Raw genomic sequence first — 18,743 nt, 5'->3', positions numbered from 1 at the left:
TCTCATGTATCTGCGCCAAACGCGGCAATTATAGGGATTTCAAGGCGACGATACCAGTCGTATGCGTCGATCTACGGTGACAAAACGCGAAACCGGCATACGTTTATTTCAATCCTAAGCATATATTCACATTGAAAATATTAGGACTATTAACAATTGCCGATTATTGTCAATTAGTGCTGCTGATCCAATAAACCCGCCGCAAATTGCGGCATAATCGGTTTCTCTCTCAGTCTGGCCGGGGCGATTCACCTCGGAAAAACGTGGTAATGAAGAAAGAAAATCATCGTATTGCCTTTATATCCGGTTCACCACGTCACTCAGCACAACTCGTGTTTGGCCTGGCATTTGTGATTTTCCTGTTCACCCTGTTTTCATTTGCGCTCTCCCACAAACCCAGTGAACTCTCGCCCATCTGGTTTCCCACCGCTATCATGATGGCCGCCTTTTATCGCTTTCACAGCGTACTATGGCCCGCGATTGCGCTGGCGGGGATTGCAGGCGTTATCGGCGCAACAAGCCTTTATTCGCCCTCGATTTCGCTGCTTTACCCACTGACGAATGTGACCGAAGCACTGATTGGCGCGCTGCTCATGCGGCGCTGGCTGGTGCGCGAAGACCCGTTAAAAGACCTGCATGACTGGTCGAAAATGGCGATTGCCAGCGCGCTTATCCCTCCGCTACTGGGCGGCATGCTGATTGGCAGTTTGGCTCCTGGCGGAACGGGGTGGCAAACGCTACTGGTTTGGGTGTTTTCTGAAGCAACCGGCGCGCTGGCGTTGGTGCCATTAGGACTGCTGCTGGACGCACAGTTTTTCAAGCGTTACCGTCAACGCCCTCGTGAGCTGATCCCCTTCCTGCTGACGGCCGCCATGACGTTAATCCTCAGCCTGCTATCCATGCTTTATTTGCCATGGCCGTTTACCTGCATCATGGTGCTGCTGATGTGGAGCGCCGTGCGCCAGCGGCGTTGCGAAGCGTTCCTGATTTTTCTTATCACCATCATGACGGTACTGACGTTAACTGCGCTGCATCCTCAGGTGCTGCACATGATTGAAAGTACGCTCAATGGTTACGCACTGACTGACCTACCGGGACTGCCTTTCCTGATGGTCTTGCTGCCCACCGGCGTGATGAGTATCGCGATTCATGCCGTAGACAGTGAGCGCCGACGCATCATCGAAAGCGAAACCCGCTTTCGTAATGCCATGGAATACTCCGCCATCGGCATGGCGGTGGTCGATACCCACGGGCAATGGTTACAGGTCAATAAAGCGCTTGGCACTTTTCTGGGCTACAACCAGGATGAGTTGCACCAAATGACCTTTCAGCAGGTCACCTGGCACGAAGACTTACCAAAAGATCTGGCGCAGCTTAACAGGCTACTTAACGGTGATATCGACACATACACCCTGGAAAAACGCTACTGCACCCGCACGGGAGACATCGTCTGGGCCCTGCTCGTGGTCTCATTGGTGCGCAATGACGACGGTACGCCGCTGTATTTTATTAAGCAGATTGAAGATATCGATGACCTGAAAAAAAGTCGTGAAGCCAATAAGCAACTGATGGCACGAATTACGCTGGCAAACGATGCGTTATTTCAGGAAAAAGAGCGTCTACACATTACCCTGAGGTCTATTCATGACGCTGTTGTCAGCACCGACAACCAGCAGAATATTATCTTTATGAACCCGGTGGCTGAAAAGATGAGCGGCTGGACGCAGGCCCAAGCGCACGGAAAACCGCTGCTGCAAGTACTGCATATCACCTATGAAAACGACGGGTTTGTCATTAACGGTCTGCGCCAGGAAGATAAAAACCGTGACGAAAGCGAGCAGGATAAAGTCCTGAGAAATCGCCACGGCGACCGTTTTGATATTCACTACACGATGACACCGCTGAACACTCAGGAAGGCGACAGAATCGGCTTCGTACTGGTCATTCAGGACGTGACCGAATCACGTAAATTACTGCGACAATTGAGCTACAACGCCACGCATGATGCGCTGACCCATCTACCCAATCGTTCGAGTTTTGAAAGTCAGTTAAAAGGGTTACTCAAACTGCTTCCGGGCAGCCACCAGTCACACGCGCTTGTGATGCTCGACCTCGACTTCTTTAAAGCGGTCAACGACAGCGCGGGCCACGCAGCGGGGGATGCTCTGCTGCACGAAATAGCCGTATTGATGCGCTCCATGCTCAGGCCCAGCGATATTCTTGCCCGTCTCGGCGGCGATGAGTTCGGCTTTATTCTGCGTCACTGCAGCACCGAACAAGCGCTGAATGCAACGGAACGCGTCGTTGATTCCATCAACCACTACGAATTCAGCTGGGCCGGACGTGCGCACCGGGTCGGAGCCAGCGCCGGGATTACAATGATCCATGAACATAATGCCCGGCTGGCAGAAGCGTTAGTGCAGGCAGACGCCGCCTGCTATGCCTCAAAGCATGATGGACGGGGGATTGTCACCGTGTATGCGTCAATCGTTCATTCTGGTGACCAATCATCGGCATGCCAGATATGTAATAACGCATAGGAGCGCCACGGTTGCCAGCGTTCGGCGTAACGGCGGATTTGCGCGGGCGTCATTCCGGGGAAACGCTGTTTAATCAAATAGTCATCTGGCAAAAAGATGTCTTTCGCCTGCCAGGCTCGCAGGGCAAAATAGTTCGCCGTCCAGCGGCCAATCCCCGGGTATTGCAGAAGTGCCTTCAACGCCAGGTCGACATCGTCAGGCAATGATGAGGCCAGATTGCCATCAACGTTCGCTTGGGCAAAATGGATCAATGCTTCTGCTCGTTTAAGCGGCATCCCCAGCGCTTTTAGCGCTAACGGATCCCCCGCTGCCAGACGTTCTGCTGGCGGAAATACCAGGAAATCCTCATCATCGTCCAACGGTTCGCCGTAGAGTGCCACCACTTTTCCAGCCAGTTTCGCCGCCATCGCCACGCTCACCAGCTGTCCCAGAATCGCGCGTACCCCTTGCTCAAACGCATCCAGCGAACCGGGTAAGCGTAACCCAGGTCTGGATGCGGCAAGATGGCCTAAAGCATGTTGGATCTGCTGGGGATCGCAGGTTAAGTCCAGCAGTCGGGTCACCGCCTCTCTCGCCTGGGCCTCAACCGGTAGCAGCCCGCCAGACAAATGCACGCGCAGTACCTGCTTCGACTCATCGGGGGTCATGGTTATCAGTCCACAATGCGACCCACAGCGCCAGCTACGGTGATAGCTACCGTCCTCAAAACGTTCAATACCGGTTACGGCACGCGCCTGCAAAAATCGGAACATCCAGCCCCAGTCATACGGCGGCAGCCACGGCAGTTCAAACATCGTCAGTCCTTAGGTTGAGGATGGGCAGAGGGTTACAGCATAGCGTCTAATCAACCTGAGGGCCTTGCTTTCATATTCCAGTTGCCGCCACTCACACATTCGGCTAAAGTCGCCCCCCTTTCTTCACTGGCATGGGGATGATTGTCGTGTTTATTGGTTTTGACTACGGGACAGCGAACTGTTCTATCGCCGTTATGCAAGATGGCGCACCACGCATGTTGATGATGGAAAACGGCAGCACACTGCTTCCTTCTATGTTGTCAGCACCTACGCGCGAATCGGTGAGTGAGTGGCTCTACCGCCATCATCAGGTTCCGGCAACGGGCGACGAAACGCAGGCATTGTTGCGCCGCGCTATCAACTTCAATCGTGATGAAGATATCGACGTTCTCGGCAACAGCGTGCAGTTTGGTCTGGCGTCGCTCAAACAGTACATCACCGATCCCGAAGAAGTTTACTTCGTCAAATCGCCGAAATCTTTTCTTGGCGCAAGTGGGCTCAAACCGCAGCAGGTTGCGGTGTTCGAAGATCTAGTCTGCTCAATGATGCTGTATATTCGCCAGCAGGCACAATCACAGCTGGCAGAGAGCCTTGACCAGGCGGTGATCGGCCGGCCGATTAACTTCCAGGGGCTGGGTGGCGATGACGCCAATACCCAAGCGGTGGGTATTCTTGAGCGCGCGGCAAAACGCGCAGGTTTCCGCGATGTTGTCTTCCAGTACGAGCCGGTTGCCGCCGGGCTGGAATTTGAAGCGACCCTGACGGACGAAAAACGCGTGCTGGTGGTGGATATCGGCGGCGGGACTACCGACTGTTCTGTTCTGCTGATGGGGCCACAGTGGCGCGCTCGTCACGACCGTGAACAAAGCTTGCTGGGTCACAGCGGTTGCCGCGTCGGCGGTAACGACCTCGACATCGCGCTGGCCTTTAAAAGCCTGATGCCGCTGCTCGGAATGGGCGGTGAAACAGCCAAAGGCATCGCCCTGCCACTTTTACCGTGGTGGAATGCCGTGGCGATAAACGATGTCCCAGCGCAGACCGATTTTTACAGCGCCGCTAATGGTCGTCTGCTGCGCGATCTGGCCCGCGATGCGCGTGACGCGGAGAAAGTCGCACTGTTGTATAAAGTGTGGCAGCAACGCTTGAGTTACCGTCTGGTACGCAGCGCGGAAGAGAGCAAAATTGCCCTGTCCGAAAACGCACTTATCGATACTACGCTGCCGTTTATCAGCGATGAGCTCGCCACCGCCATCACTCAGGACGGGCTGGAAGCGGCGCTGAATCAGCCGTTGACCCGTATCCTTGAGCAGGTACAACTGGCGCTGGAGAACAGCAGCGAAAAACCGGACGTTATCTACTTAACCGGCGGCAGCGCACGCTCCCCGCTGATTAAGAAAGCGTTAGCCGAACAGCTTCCAGGCATTCCGATTGCCGGTGGCGATGATTTTGGCTCGGTCACCTCCGGCCTGGCTCGCTGGGCGCAGGTGGTTTTCGCCTGATACGCAGGCGTTGACTTCGCTGATTTTTCGACCTATGGTAAAGGAATGAGGGTAAGGGAGGATTTATCCTCCCCCTGGTGTCTTAGTAAGCTGGGTAGCTAATCACTAAGAGTATCACCAGTATGATGACTAACTTCATCATAACCCTTTCCTTATATAAGGCCCCTTCGTCAGGAGGGGCTTTCCTGTTTTAGCACCCCGCTAAACGCCGCCGACGTTAACACGAACGGCCGTTTTTCCACGTTTCATCCCTTTGCTTTGCGAGGCTTCTCGTAAAGCTGCATCTGATTCAGACGATTCCCGCCGTCTTTCATATTTCCTCCATTTTTCCTGAGCGTTCCGTCACTAAACTAGTATCATTTCGTGGAATGATTCAGGACGAGACACGTATAACGATGAAAGGCAGTCATAACATTCGCTGGCGGGTTGCGCTGGCCGCTCTGGTGGTTTTCGCGGGCGCAATGGGCATCTGGCACTTTAGCAGCGACTCCAGCACCTCAGACGCCACGTCGGCAAAACCGGCGGGGGCCCCTCCCGGTGGCGCTCGTCATGGCGGTCGCTTTGGCGCTACGCTGGCACCGGTTCAGGCTGCCACGGCTTCCAGTGAAGCCGTTCCGCGTTATTTAAGCGGGCTGGGCACCATTACCGCCGCCAACACCGTGACCGTCAGAAGTCGCGTTGACGGCCAACTGATGGCGATTCATTTCCAGGAAGGGCAACAGGTTAAAGCCGGGGATTTACTGGCAGAAATCGACCCGAGCCAATTCAAAGTCGCGCTGGCACAAGCCGAGGGGCAACTGGCAAAAGATAAAGCAACGCTTGCGAATGCGCGTCGCGATTTGGCGCGTTATCAACAACTGGTCAAAACCAACCTCGTTTCTCGTCAGGAACTCGACACGCAACAGTCGCTGGTCAGCGAATCCGAAGGCACAATTAAAGCAGATGAAGCATCGGTTGCCAGCGCTCAGCTCCAGCTCACCTGGAGCCGTATTACCGCGCCTATCGACGGTCGCGTCGGTTTAAAACAGGTGGATATTGGTAACCAGATCTCCAGCGGCGATACCACCGGTATCGTGGTGCTGACGCAAACCCATCCTATCGACTTGGTTTTCACCCTGCCAGAGAACGATATCGCCACCGTGGTGGCAGCACAAAAGGCCGGACAAGCGCTGGCGGTAGAAGCCTGGGATCGTACCAATAAGAAGAAGCTCAGCGACGGTACGCTGTTAAGCCTCGACAACCAGATTGATGCCACCACCGGCACCATTAAGCTCAAAGCGCGCTTTAACAATCAGGATGACGCGCTATTCCCGAACCAGTTCGTCAACGCACGCATGTTGGTAGATACCCAGCAAAATGCGGTGGTTATCCCTACTGCCGCGCTGCAAATGGGCAACGACGGTCACTTTGTCTGGGTGCTGGGTAGTGACAATAAAGTCAGCAAACATACCGTAGTGCCGGGTATTCAGGACAGCCTGAAGGTCGTTATCGACGCCGGACTTTCTGCGGGTGACCGCGTGGTGACCGATGGTATCGACCGTCTGACTGAAGGCGCGAAGGTGGAAGTGGTCGCCGCACACGATGCAACAACCAGCACAGAAAAACCGGCAGCCGCAGAAGGTCATGCCGCCGGTCATAAAGGAGCGCGCGGCTGATGCAAGTGTTACCGCCGAGCAGCACGGGCGGCCCTTCCCGCCTGTTCATTATGCGTCCTGTCGCCACCACCCTGCTGATGGTGGCGATTCTGCTGGTTGGGATTATTGGCTACCGTTTTCTGCCGGTTTCCGCCCTGCCGGAAGTGGATTACCCAACCATTCAGGTCGTCACGCTTTATCCCGGCGCCAGCCCTGACGTGATGACCTCTGCGGTCACCGCACCGCTGGAACGCCAGTTCGGCCAGATGTCTGGCTTAAAACAGATGTCCTCGCAAAGCTCGGGCGGCGCCTCTGTCGTCACGCTGCAATTCCAGCTCACGCTACCGCTGGACGTTGCCGAGCAGGAAGTCCAGGCCGCCATTAATGCCGCGACTAACCTGCTACCCAGCGATCTGCCGAACCCGCCGGTTTACAGCAAAGTGAACCCCGCGGATCCGCCGATTATGACGCTCGCCGTCACCTCTTCCGCCACGCCAATGACCGAAGTGGAAGATATGGTGGAAACTCGCGTGGCGCAGAAAATTTCGCAGGTCTCCGGTGTCGGTTTAGTGACGCTAGCAGGCGGCCAGCGTCCTGCCGTGCGCGTGAAGCTTAACGCGCAGGCCATTGCCGCGCTGGGATTGACCAGCGAAGATATTCGCACCGCCATCACCAGCGCTAACGTCAACTCCGCTAAAGGTAGCCTCGACGGCCCAACGCGCGCCGTGACGCTCTCTGCCAACGACCAGATGCAGTCGGCGCAAGAATACCGCCAGTTGATCATCGCCTACAAAAATGGCGCACCGATTCGCTTAGGCGATGTCGCCACCGTTGAACAAGGGGCCGAAAACAGCTGGCTTGGCGCGTGGGCCAACAAAAAACAGGCCATCGTGATGAACGTGCAGCGCCAGCCGGGCGCTAACATTATCTCGACGGCGGACAGCATTCGCCAGATGCTCCCACAGCTGACCGAAAGCCTGCCAAAATCGGTCAAAGTTGAGGTGCTTTCTGACCGCACCACCAATATTCGCGCCTCGGTTTCCGACACGCAGTTTGAGCTGATGCTGGCAATTGCGCTGGTGGTGATGATCATCTACCTGTTCCTGCGTAACGTCCCAGCGACCATTATTCCCGGCGTTGCCGTGCCGCTCTCGCTGGTTGGTACTTTTGCGGTGATGGTGTTCCTCGACTTCTCGATAAACAACCTGACGCTGATGGCGTTGACTATCGCCACCGGCTTTGTGGTCGATGACGCCATCGTGGTTATCGAAAATATTTCGCGTTATATCGAAAAAGGTGAGAAGCCGATGGCGGCAGCGCTTAAAGGCGCTGGTGAGATTGGCTTTACCATCATCTCACTGACCCTTTCGCTGATTGCCGTGCTGATCCCGCTGCTGTTTATGGGCGATATTATCGGTCGTCTGTTCCGCGAGTTTGCCGTGACGCTAGCCGTGGCGATACTGATCTCAGCTATCGTGTCGCTCACGCTCACGCCAATGATGTGCGCACGCATGTTAAGCCACGAATCACTGCGCAAACAAAACCGCTTCTCGCGCGCCAGTGAACGCTTCTTTGAACGCGTCATTGCCGGATACGGTCATCTGCTGGCACGGGTATTAAATCACCCATGGCTAACCCTGAGTGTCGCCATTGGCACCTTACTGCTATCGGTGATTTTATGGATAACTATCCCGAAAGGTTTCTTCCCCATTCAGGATAATGGCATTATTCAGGGCACGCTTCAGGCACCACAATCCGAATCATTCACCAGCATGGCGCTACGCCAGCAGACGGTGGCCGACGCCATCCTGAAAGACCCTGCCGTTGAAAGCCTGACCTCTTTTGTCGGTGTCGACGGCACCAACCCAGCGCTCAACAGCGCCCGTCTGCAAATTAACCTTAAACCGCTGGACGAGCGCGATGACCGCGTTCAGGCAGTCATTAGCCGACTGCAACAGTCTGTAGCGCGTATTCCGGGCGTAGAACTGTATTTACAGCCGACGCAGGATTTAACCATCGACACCACCGTCAGCCGCACCCAGTATCAGTTTACGCTTCAAGCCAACTCGCTCGACGCCTTAAGCGAATGGGTACCGCAGTTGATGACCCAGCTTCAGGCACAGCCACAGCTTTCCGATGTCAGCAGCGACTGGCAGGATCGCGGGTTGGTGGCCTTCGTTAACGTCGATCGCGACAGCGCCAGCCGTTTGGGTATTTCGATGGCTGATGTGGATAATGCACTGTACAACGCCTTCGGCCAGCGACTGATCTCAACCATTTACACCCAGGCAAACCAGTATCGCGTGGTGCTGGAGCATGATACCCAGGCTACGCCGGGGCTGGCGGCGCTGGACAACATCCGCCTGACCAGCAGCGACGGCGGCATCGTACCGCTGACGGCGATAGCCAAAATTGAGCAGCGTTTTGCCCCGCTTTCCATTAACCATCTCGACCAATTCCCGGTGACGACCATCTCGTTCAACGTCCCGGACGGATACTCGTTGGGTGATGCGGTGCAGTCAATTCAGGACGCCGAGAAAGCGCTGAATTTCCCGGTGGATATCCGCACCGAATTCCAGGGCAGCACCCTCGCCTTCCAGTCGGCGCTGAGCAGTACAATCTGGCTGGTGGTCGCGGCGGTGGTGGCGATGTATATCGTGCTGGGCGTGCTATACGAAAGCTTTATTCACCCGATAACCATACTCTCTACATTACCGACGGCAGGCGTAGGCGCACTGCTGGCGCTGATTATCTCAGGCAGCGAGCTGGACGTGATTGCCATTATCGGCATCATTTTGCTGATTGGTATCGTGAAGAAGAATGCGATCATGATGATCGACTTTGCGCTGGCCGCCGAACGCGAACAGGGTATGCCGCCGCGTGAAGCTATTTACCAGGCCTGTCTGCTGCGTTTTCGTCCTATCCTGATGACCACGCTGGCAGCGCTGCTGGGCGCACTGCCGCTGATGCTCAGCACCGGCGTGGGCGCAGAGCTGCGGCGTCCGCTGGGGATCGGGATGGTCGGTGGTCTACTGGTAAGCCAGGTTCTGACGCTGTTTACCACGCCGGTTATCTACTTGCTGTTTGACCGCCTGTCGTTGTATCTGAAAAGCCGCTTCCCGCGCCGTGAAGAGGACGCGTAAGTGAATTTCTTTGCGCTCTTTATCTATCGCCCGGTGGCGACGATCCTTATTTCGCTGGCGATTACCCTGTGTGGCGTGCTGGGTTTCCGCCTGCTGCCGGTGGCCCCGCTGCCGCAGGTCGATTTCCCGGTGATTATGGTCAGCGCGTCGCTGCCAGGCGCGTCGCCGGAAACCATGGCGTCGTCCGTTGCCACACCGCTTGAACGCTCGCTTGGGCGGATTGCAGGGGTCAGTGAAATGACCTCCAGCAGTTCGCTTGGCAGTACGCGCATTATTCTCGAATTTAACTTTGACCGTGACATCAACGGGGCAGCCCGTGACGTACAGGCGGCGATTAACGCCGCGCAGAATCTGCTGCCTAGCGGCATGCCAAGCCGTCCAACCTATCGCAAGGCCAATCCATCAGATTCGCCCATTATGATCCTGACCTTAACGTCGGATACCTATTCGCAGGGCGAGCTGTACGACTTCGCCTCCACCCAGTTGGCGCAGAATATTGCGCAGATTGATGGCGTCGGTGATGTGGATGTTGGCGGCAGTTCCCTGCCCGCCGTGCGCGTCGACCTCAACCCGCAGGCGCTGTTTAACCAGGGTGTGTCGCTCGACGCAGTCCGCAGCGCCATCAGTAATGCCAACGTGCGTAAACCGCAGGGCGCGCTTGAGGATACCGCTCACCGCTGGCAGATCCAGACGAATGATGAACTGAAAAAAGCCGCTGAATACCAACCGCTGATTATCCACTACAACAACGGTGCGGCGGTGCGCCTGAGCGACGTGGCGACCGTCAGCGACTCGGTGCAGGATGTGCGCAACGCTGGGATGACCAACGCCAAACCGGCGATTTTGCTGATGATCCGCAAACTACCGGAAGCCAACATTATTCAAACGGTCGACAGTATCCGCGCTGAACTGCCGCAGCTTCAGCAGACTATTCCGGCGGCTATCGATCTGCAAATTGCCCAGGATCGCTCGCCGACCATCCGTGCCTCGCTGGAAGAAGTTGAGCAGACGCTGGTCATTTCGGTAGCGCTGGTGATTCTGGTGGTGTTCTTGTTCCTGCGTTCAGGCCGCGCGACGCTCATCCCCGCCGTGGCGGTGCCCGTCTCACTCATCGGCACCTTTGCCGCCATGTATTTGTGCGGATTCAGCCTCAATAATCTTTCGCTAATGGCGCTGACTATTGCCACCGGTTTTGTGGTCGATGACGCCATCGTGGTGCTGGAGAATATTTCCCGTCATCTGGAAGCGGGTATGAAACCGTTGCAGGCGGCGCTACAGGGCAGCCGCGAAGTGGGCTTTACCGTGCTGTCGATGAGTGTGTCGTTGGTTGCCGTTTTCCTGCCGCTGCTGCTGATGGGCGGTCTGCCCGGCAGATTACTCCGTGAGTTTGCCGTTACGCTGTCGGTGGCTATCGGCATTTCGCTGGCGGTCTCGCTTACGCTCACACCAATGATGTGTGGCTGGATGCTCAAATCCAGCCGCCCGCACACGCCGACGCGCACGAAAGGTCTAGGCCGTTTGCTGGTCGCGATGCAGCAAGGTTACGGCAAGTCGCTGCGCTGGGTACTGAACCACGCTAGATTGGTCGGCGTGGTGTTCCTCGCCACCATTGCCTTAAACGTCTGGCTCTATATTTCGATTCCGAAAACCTTCTTCCCCGAGCAGGATACCGGAGTGCTGATGGGCGGCATTCAGGCGGACCAAAGCATTTCGTTCCAGGCCATGCGCGGTAAGCTTCAGGACTTTATGAAGATCATTCGTGAAGACCCGGCAGTGGATAACGTCACTGGCTTTACCGGCGGCTCGCGGGTCAACAGCGGGATGATGTTTATCACCCTGAAATCGCGTGACCAGCGCCACGAAACGGCGCAGCAGATTATCGACCGCCTGCGCAAGAAGCTGGCGAAAGAGCCGGGCGCTAACCTGTTCTTAATGGCGGTACAGGATATTCGCGTCGGCGGGCGTCAGTCCAACGCTAGCTATCAGTACACGCTGCTGTCCGATGATTTAAGTGCCCTACGCGAGTGGGAGCCGAAAATCCGCAAAGCGCTGGCGACATTACCGGAGCTGGCGGACGTCAACTCGGATCAACAAGATAACGGCGCGGAGATGGCACTGGTCTACGACCGTGAAACCATGTCACGGCTGGGCATCAACGTTGAGGAGGCCAATAGCTTGCTCAACAACGCCTTCGGCCAGCGACAGATTTCTACCATCTACCAACCGCTTAACCAGTATAAAGTGGTGATGCAGGTCGACCCGATTTACACCCAAGATGTCAGCACGCTAGATAAGATGTTCGTGATTAACAGCGACGGCAAAGCCATTCCGCTCTCCTACTTCGCCAAATGGCAACCGGCCAACGCGCCGCTGTCGGTGAACCATCAGGGGCTGTCGGCGGCGTCGACCGTCTCCTTTAACCTGCCCACCGGTAAATCACTGTCGGAAGCCAGCGATGCTATTACCCGCGCCATGACTCAGCTTGGCGTGCCGTCAACGGTACGCGGCTCGTTTGCCGGGACGGCGCAGGTGTTCCAGGAGACCATGAACTCCCAGGTTATCCTGATTATCGCCGCTATCGCTACGGTCTATATCGTGCTGGGGATTTTGTACGAGAGCTACGTTCACCCGCTGACCATTCTCTCGACTCTGCCATCGGCGGGGGTCGGAGCGCTGCTGGCGCTGGAGCTTTTTGATGCCCCGTTCAGCCTAATCGCTCTTATTGGGATCATGCTATTAATTGGCATTGTGAAGAAAAACGCCATCATGATGGTCGACTTCGCCCTTGAAGCACAGCGTAACGGCAACCTGACGCCGGAAGAGGCCATTTTCCAGGCCTGCCTACTGCGTTTTCGTCCGATTATGATGACTACGCTGGCGGCATTATTTGGTGCTTTACCGCTGGTGCTCTCGGGGGGCGATGGCTCAGAACTGCGTCAACCACTGGGGATTACCATTGTCGGGGGGCTGGCCGTCAGCCAGTTACTCACCCTCTACACCACCCCGGTGGTCTATTTGTTCTTCGACCGACTGCGTCTGCGTTTTTCGCGTCAACCTCGACAATCGGTAACTGACTAACCATGACTGAACTTCCTGCCAACGTTCGCTGGCAACTCTGGATCGTGGCGTTTGGCTTTTTTATGCAATCGCTGGACACCACGATCGTTAACACCGCTCTGCCCTCCATGGCTTTAAGTCTGGGAGAGAGTCCGCTGCATATGCATATGGTGGTGGTTTCCTATGTATTGACCGTGGCGGTCATGCTGCCCGCCAGCGGCTGGCTGGCTGACCGGGTAGGCGTGCGTAATATTTTCTTTACCGCCATTATTCTGTTCACCCTCGGCTCGCTGTTCTGTTCACTTTCAAGCACGCTTAATGAGCTGGTGATGGCGCGCGTGTTACAGGGGATAGGCGGCGCAATGATGGTACCGGTCGGCAGACTGACCGTGATGAAAATCGTCCCCCGCTCGCAGTATATGGCGGCGATGACCTTTGTCACCCTGCCCGGCCAGATTGGCCCGCTGCTTGGCCCAGCGCTCGGCGGGATTCTGGTGGAGTACGCCTCCTGGCACTGGATTTTCTTGATTAATATTCCGGTCGGTATTATTGGCTGCATCGCCACCCTGGTACTAATGCCCAACTACACCGTTCAGACCCGGCGCTTTGATATTTCAGGTTTTATCGTGCTCGCACTAGGTATGGCGACGTTAACCCTCGCCCTTGATGGGCAAAAGGGTCTGGGTATTTCACCGCTAATGATGGGGGCGCTGGTGGCTATCGGCGTGGTCTCCATCCTGATGTATCTGTGGCATGCGCGCGGCAATGACCGCGCGCTGTTCAGCCTTAATCTCTTTCGAACGCCAACCTTCTCTTTGGGGCTCGCGGGCAGCTTTGCCGGGCGTATTGGCAGCGGCATGTTGCCATTTATCACCCCGGTCTTTTTGCAGATTGGGCTAGGCTTCACCCCGTTCCACGCGGGGCTAATGATGATCCCCATGGTGCTTGGCAGCATGGGCATGAAGCGTATCGTGGTGCAGGTGGTTAACCGGTTTGGCTATCGCCACGTGTTGGTCTTCTGCACCCTCGGCCTGGCGCTCATTAGCCTGGTCTTTATGTTTACGGCGCTGGCAGGTTGGTACTACGCCCTGCCGGTGGTGCTGTTTATCCAAGGCATGGTCAACTCCAGCCGCTTCTCGTCGATGAACACGTTGACGCTTAAAGACCTGCCGGATGAATTCGCCAGCAGTGGCAACAGCCTGCTGTCGATGATCATGCAGCTCTCGATGAGTATCGGCGTCACCATTGCCGGGATCCTGCTGGGGATGTTTGGTCAGCAGCACATTGCCATTGGCAGCGCTGCGACGCATCACGTCTTTATGTACACCTATTTATGTATGGCCGTCATTATTGCCCTGCCCGCTCTTGTGTTCGCACGGGTGCCGGACGACACCAGCAAAAACGTGGTCATTGCCCGACGCAAATTGAAGGAGTAAACCGTGAAATTATGGCGCCCGGGCATTTCCGGCAAACTGTTTTTCGCCATCTTAGCGACCTGTATCGTATTGCTTATCAGTATGCATTGGGCCGTACGCGTCAGCTTTGAGCGCGGCTTTATTGACTACATCAAGCGCGGCAACGAACAGCGGTTGCAGCTTTTAAGCGATGCGTTGGCGGAGCAATATGCCCAGCACGGAAACTGGCGATTCTTACGCAATAATGACCGTTTTATCTTCCAAATCCTCCGATCATTTGAACATGACAACGGTGACGATAAACAGCCCCCAGGCCCCCCTGGCCCAGGCGGTGGCCCGGATCGTGGTGGCATGCCGCCGCATGGCTGGCGTACCCAGTTTTGGGTGATTGATCAAAACGCTAGAGTGCTGGTTGGCCCACGCGAAGCAGTGCCACATGATGGTTCCCGGCGCGGGATTATTGTGAACGGTATGGAAGTCGGCGCGGTCATTGCCTCGCCGGTTGAGCGACTAACCCGCAACACCGATATCAACTTTGACCAACAGCAGCGGCGCACCAGTTGGCTGATTGTCGGGCTGGCAGCCCTGCTTGCAGCACTGGCAACCTTCCCGCTGGCGCGCGGTCTGCTAGCACCGGTAAAACGGCTGGTTGATGGCACGCACAAACTGGCGGCGGGCGATTTTACAACCCGCGTACCCATTACCAGTAGCGATGAGTTAGGGCGGCTGGCAAAAGACTTCAATCAGCTTGCCAGTACGCTTGAAAAAAATCAGCAGATGCGTCGTGATTTGATGGCCGACATCTCGCACGAGCTACGTACTCCGCTGGCGGTACTGCGCGGGGAGCTAGAGGCAATTCAGGACGGCGTGCGCAAATTCACCCCTGAATCGGTCACCTCGCTACAGGCGGAAGTGGCAACGCTCACTAAGCTGGTTGACGATCTCCACCAGCTTTCAATGTCCGATGAAGGGGCACTGGCGTATCAAAAAAGCCCGGTCGACATTATCTCCCTGCTGGAAATTGCCGCGGATGCCTTCCGTGAACGCCTGGCAAGCCGGGGACTAACGCTCAATCTGGCGCTGGCCGACAGTGCGACGGTGTTTGGCGACCCTGACCGTTTAATGCAGCTCTTTAATAACCTGCTGGAAAACAGCCTGCGCTATACCGATAGCGGTGGACAGGTACTTATGCGCACCACGCTTAGCGGCGAGCATATCGTGATGGAGTTCGCTGACAGTGGCCCAGGGGTCACCGACGAACAGCTGGCAAGGCTGTGTGAACGCTTTTACCGCACCGAAGGTTCGCGTAACCGCGCCAGCGGCGGCTCTGGACTAGGCCTGGCCATTTGCGCCAATATCGTGACTGCTCACGGTGGCCGCCTTGACGCTGAGCATTCGCCTTTTGGTGGGGTTAGCATTAAAGTAGAGTTACCGCTGGAACGCGCAATACCGAGAGAGATATGACAGAGTTACCGATTGATGAGAACGCCCCACGCATCTTGATTGTGGAAGATGAACCCAAACTTGGGCAGTTGCTCATCGACTATCTGCTGGCCGCGCACTATGCGCCAACGTTGATTAACCACGGCGATAAAGTGCTGGCGTATGTGCGTCAAACACCGCCGGATTTAATTTTGTTGGATCTGATGCTGCCCGGCGTCGACGGGCTGACGCTGTGCCGCGAAATCCGTCGTTTCTCCGAGGTGCCTATCGTGATGGTCACCGCCAAAATTGAAGAGATCGACCGTTTGCTGGGCTTAGAAATTGGTGCCGATGATTATATCTGCAAACCGTACAGCCCGCGTGAGGTAGTAGCGCGTGTAAAAACCATTCTTCGCCGCTGCAAGCCGCGCCCGGAACTGCTAGCGCTGGATTCGCAAAGCCCGCTTATCGTCGATGAAAATCGTTTTCAGGCATCATGGCGCGACCGTCTGCTCGATCTCACGCCCGCCGAGTTCCGCCTGCTGAAAACGCTGTCGCAAGAGCCGGGAAAAGTGTTCTCGCGCGAGCAGTTGCTCAACCACCTCTACGACGACTATCGCGTAGTAACCGACCGTACTATTGATAGTCACATTAAGAATCTGCGCCGCAAGCTGGAATCGCTTGATGCCGAGCAGTCGTTTATCCGCGCGGTGTATGGCGTTGGGTATCGTTGGGAAGCCGACGCCTGTCGGATGGCGTAACGCGAGAGATTGCCGGATGGCGCTTTGCTTATCCGGCACAACATTCACAAAGGTTTACTCCCCTCCCCCGCAGCGCTACAATGCCCGCCCTTAAAGTGGGGACACTCCCCAACTCGCCGCATCAGGTGTGGCGAATCTGACCTGTCATCAGAACGAGAAAATCATGTTTAAACCGGAACTCCTTTCCCCGGCGGGAACGCTGAAAAATATGCGTTACGCTTTTGCTTACGGTGCCGATGCTGTCTATGCCGGCCAACCGCGCTACTCACTGCGCGTACGTAACAACGAATTCAATCACGAAAACCTGCAGCTTGGCATCAATGAAGCCCATGAACTGGGTAAAAAATTCTATGTGGTGGTCAATATCGCGCCGCATAACGCCAAGCTGAAAACCTTTATTCGTGACCTGAAGCCGGTAGTGGAAATGGGCCCGGATGCGCTGATTATGTCCGATCCAGGTCTGATTATGCTGGTACGCGAAAACTTCCCGGAAATGGACATTCACCTGTCGGTACAGGCTAACGCCGTCAACTGGGCAACGGTGAAATTCTGGAAGCAAATGGGGCTGACCCGCGTGATCCTGTCCCGCGAATTGTCGCTGGAAGAAATCGAAGAAATTCGTAGCCAGGTCCCGGATATGGAGATTGAGATCTTCGTTCACGGCGCACTGTGCATGGCCTACTCAGGCCGCTGCCTGCTCTCAGGCTACATCAACAAGCGTGATCCGAATCAGGGCACCTGCACCAACGCCTGCCGTTGGGAATACAATGTTCAGGAAGGCAAAGAAGACGACGTCGGTAACATCGTTCACAAATACGAGCCGATTCCGGTGCAGAACGTTGAACCGACCCTCGGCGTCGGCGCGCCAACCGATCAGGTGTTTATGCTGGAAGAGGCCAAACGTCCGGGCGAGTACATGACCGCCTTTGAAGACGAACACGGTACCTACATCATGAACTCGAAAGACCTGCGCGCTATCGCCCACGTTGAGCGTCTGACCCAGATGGGCGTGCATTCGTTGAAAATCGAAGGCCGAACCAAGTCGCATTATTACTGCGCCCGTACCGCACAGGTCTACCGCAAAGCAATTGACGACGCCGCCGCCGGCAAACCATTTGACACCAATCTGCTGGAAACGCTGGAAAACCTCGCCCACCGTGGCTACACCGAAGGCTTCCTGCGTCGCCATACACACGACGACTACCAGAACTACGAGTACGGGTACTCCATCTCCGAACGCCAGCAATTTGTCGGTGAATTCACCGGCGAGCGCAAAGGCAATTTGGCCGCCGTAGCGGTTAAAAACAAATTCTCCGTCGGGGACAGCCTGGAATTGATGAGCCCACAAGGTAACGTCAACTTCACTCTCGAACACATGGTCAACACCAAAGGCGACGCCATGCCAGTCGCACCAGGCGACGGTCACACCGTATGGTTGCCCGTGCCGGAAGATATGGCGCTAGAGTATGCTCTGCTGATGCGTAATTTCTCAGGAGAAACCACTCGGAATCCACACAGCAGCTAGTCGATTTATATTGTTTTTCAATAGAGAAGATTCTTAGAAATGGATCACAGACGGAATTATCGATTGTCGGTACTATTCCCTCGCTGAAAAACATAATCCATAAATGCTAGCTGTACCCAAGAACCACCTCCTTAGCCTGTGTAATCTCCCTTACACGGGCTTATTTTTTTTCAGCGTTTGCCAGCTTCTCCCTCATAGTACCAGGGTTATCAACATTGCCGGATTAGTGTGGCGCTTTGCTCAACGTGAGCTGCAAACCTGCCACCGCTGCGAGTTGAGCAAGCGTGGTCACCGTCGGATTGCCTTTCTCAGATAGCGCACGGTAAATGCTCTGACGCGCCAGACCGGTTTTTTTCGCTGCTTCAGCAATGCCGCCACGAGCCTCTAACACGCGTCGTAAGGCAATGAGAAACCCACCTAATCCCCCCTCTTCGTTAATCTCTTCAAGCGCAGTTTTTAGGTAAAGATCTGCGTAGTCGGGATCGGCACGTAACGCCTCAACCATCAGTTTGTCACGATCAACCGCTGGCGCGGTTGCAACCTGCTCAAGGGCATGCTCTTTTTTAGCCGTTACTTTCATTTTGTCCTCGCTCTAAAATCTTTGAGGTATTCAACTGCTTTATCTATATCAGCATCCTGTGTTCTCTTCGTGCCACCGATATGTAACAGGATAATTTCACCGTCTTCTAACGAATAGTAAACGCGGTAGCCTGGGCCATAATCAATCCGGAGTTCCCAGACCCCATCTCATTCAAACTTATGATCTCCGAAATTTCCCGCTTCAGCCCGGTCTATCCTTGTATCAATCTTTGCTGCGGCAATTTGATCTTTCTTTTTTAGCTTAGCCAGCCAATCACCAAAAGGCCTGTTTCCATTTTCATCCTGATAGAATAGAGACTTGTACATCCCGTTCCCCTCATTCCCTTGCTTAAACTTCATTGTCACTTATAAGA

General features: G+C 55.4%; 12 protein-coding genes and 1 pseudogene. 9 read left to right on the top strand and 4 right to left on the bottom strand.

The window, feature by feature from the left end; all coding sequences use genetic code 11:
* The first annotated feature begins 269 nt into the window (after positions 1–269).
* Positions 270–2,540 (top strand): PAS domain S-box protein, encoded by a 2,271-nt coding sequence (locus U0026_RS08430; RefSeq protein ID WP_062778674.1) that lies wholly within the window; start codon positions 270–272, stop codon positions 2,538–2,540.
* Here U0026_RS08430 and alkA read toward each other — a convergent pair.
* Positions 2,492–3,334 (bottom strand): DNA-3-methyladenine glycosylase 2, encoded by an 843-nt coding sequence (alkA, locus tag U0026_RS08425; RefSeq protein WP_062778676.1) that lies wholly within the window; start codon positions 3,332–3,334, stop codon positions 2,492–2,494. The genes U0026_RS08430 and alkA overlap by 49 nt on opposite strands.
* Before the next feature lie 146 nt (positions 3,335–3,480).
* Between alkA and yegD the strand changes: the two genes are divergently transcribed.
* A complete protein-coding gene (yegD, locus tag U0026_RS08420) occupies positions 3,481–4,833 on the top strand; it encodes a molecular chaperone (protein ID WP_062778712.1) in 1,353 nt (450 codons plus the stop codon).
* 82 nt (positions 4,834–4,915) lie between these two features.
* Here yegD and U0026_RS08415 read toward each other — a convergent pair whose 3' ends face one another.
* The gene (locus U0026_RS08415; RefSeq protein WP_126440999.1) at positions 4,916–4,975 is read right to left on the bottom strand and encodes a type I toxin-antitoxin system Ibs family toxin; all 60 of its coding nucleotides are present in this window, start codon (positions 4,973–4,975) and stop codon (positions 4,916–4,918) included.
* 253 nt (positions 4,976–5,228) lie between these two features.
* Between U0026_RS08415 and U0026_RS08410 the strand changes: the two genes are divergently transcribed.
* The 7 genes from U0026_RS08410 to trhP all read left to right on the top strand — a co-directional run bounded on the left by U0026_RS08410 (position 5,229) and on the right by trhP (position 17,790).
* A complete protein-coding gene (locus U0026_RS08410) occupies positions 5,229–6,488 on the top strand; it encodes an MdtA/MuxA family multidrug efflux RND transporter periplasmic adaptor subunit (protein ID WP_062778678.1) in 1,260 nt (419 codons plus the stop codon).
* Positions 6,488–9,610, top strand: a complete 3,123-nt coding sequence (locus tag U0026_RS08405; RefSeq protein WP_062778680.1) for an MdtB/MuxB family multidrug efflux RND transporter permease subunit — start codon at positions 6,488–6,490, stop codon at positions 9,608–9,610. Before U0026_RS08410 ends, U0026_RS08405 begins: the two co-directional genes overlap by 1 nt.
* Positions 9,611–12,688 carry a multidrug efflux RND transporter permease subunit MdtC gene (gene mdtC, locus U0026_RS08400; RefSeq protein WP_062778682.1) on the top strand — a complete coding sequence of 1,026 codons (3,078 nt, stop codon included), beginning with the start codon at positions 9,611–9,613 and terminating at the stop codon, positions 12,686–12,688.
* Between the two features lie 2 nt (positions 12,689–12,690).
* Positions 12,691–14,103, top strand: coding sequence for an MFS transporter (mdtD, locus tag U0026_RS08395; RefSeq protein WP_062778684.1), 1,413 nt, complete (start codon positions 12,691–12,693; stop codon positions 14,101–14,103).
* A 3-nt stretch (positions 14,104–14,106) separates the two neighbouring features.
* The gene (baeS, locus tag U0026_RS08390) at positions 14,107–15,546 is read left to right on the top strand and encodes an envelope stress sensor histidine kinase BaeS (protein WP_062778686.1); all 1,440 of its coding nucleotides are present in this window, start codon (positions 14,107–14,109) and stop codon (positions 15,544–15,546) included.
* On the top strand, positions 15,543–16,265 hold the full coding sequence (gene baeR / locus U0026_RS08385; RefSeq protein ID WP_062778688.1) for an envelope stress response regulator BaeR: 723 nt from the start codon (positions 15,543–15,545) through the stop codon (positions 16,263–16,265). The genes baeS and baeR overlap by 4 nt, the downstream gene beginning before the upstream one ends.
* Positions 16,266–16,428: 163 nt before the next feature.
* Entirely contained in the window at positions 16,429–17,790 is a 1,362-nt protein-coding gene (gene trhP, locus U0026_RS08380; protein WP_062778690.1) for a prephenate-dependent tRNA uridine(34) hydroxylase TrhP, read from the top strand.
* 223 nt (positions 17,791–18,013) lie between these two features.
* Here trhP and U0026_RS08375 read toward each other — a convergent pair whose 3' ends face one another.
* Positions 18,014–18,295 carry a helix-turn-helix domain-containing transcriptional regulator gene (locus tag U0026_RS08375; RefSeq protein WP_373859604.1) on the bottom strand — a complete coding sequence of 94 codons (282 nt, stop codon included), beginning with the start codon at positions 18,293–18,295 and terminating at the stop codon, positions 18,014–18,016.
* A 71-nt stretch (positions 18,296–18,366) separates the two neighbouring features.
* Positions 18,367–18,696: pseudogene (locus U0026_RS08370) on the bottom strand (type II toxin-antitoxin system RelE/ParE family toxin).
* Positions 18,697–18,743 lie beyond the last annotated feature (47 nt).

This window comes from Kluyvera intermedia, assembly GCF_034424175.1.
In the GTDB taxonomy this organism is placed as follows: Bacteria; Pseudomonadota; Gammaproteobacteria; order Enterobacterales; family Enterobacteriaceae; genus Kluyvera; species Kluyvera intermedia.
Note: the sequence above shows the minus strand (reverse complement) of the source record. Positions and strands in the feature narration are given on the sequence as shown.

What these genes read in the sequence shown, in the direction of transcription:
- baeR (WP_062778688.1), top strand. Translation starts at nt 15,543, where the DNA reads ATGACAGAGTTACCGATTGATGAGAACGCCCCACGCATCTTGATTGTG.
- trhP (WP_062778690.1), top strand. Translation starts at nt 16,429, where the DNA reads ATGTTTAAACCGGAACTCCTTTCCCCGGCGGGAACGCTGAAAAATATG.
- U0026_RS08410 (WP_062778678.1), top strand. Translation starts at nt 5,229, where the DNA reads ATGAAAGGCAGTCATAACATTCGCTGGCGGGTTGCGCTGGCCGCTCTG.
- mdtD (WP_062778684.1), top strand. Translation starts at nt 12,691, where the DNA reads ATGACTGAACTTCCTGCCAACGTTCGCTGGCAACTCTGGATCGTGGCG.
- alkA (WP_062778676.1), bottom strand. Translation starts at nt 3,334, where the DNA reads ATGTTTGAACTGCCGTGGCTGCCGCCGTATGACTGGGGCTGGATGTTC.
- U0026_RS08430 (WP_062778674.1), top strand. Translation starts at nt 270, where the DNA reads ATGAAGAAAGAAAATCATCGTATTGCCTTTATATCCGGTTCACCACGT.
- U0026_RS08405 (WP_062778680.1), top strand. Translation starts at nt 6,488, where the DNA reads ATGCAAGTGTTACCGCCGAGCAGCACGGGCGGCCCTTCCCGCCTGTTC.
- U0026_RS08375 (WP_373859604.1), bottom strand. Translation starts at nt 18,295, where the DNA reads ATGGTTGAGGCGTTACGTGCCGATCCCGACTACGCAGATCTTTACCTA.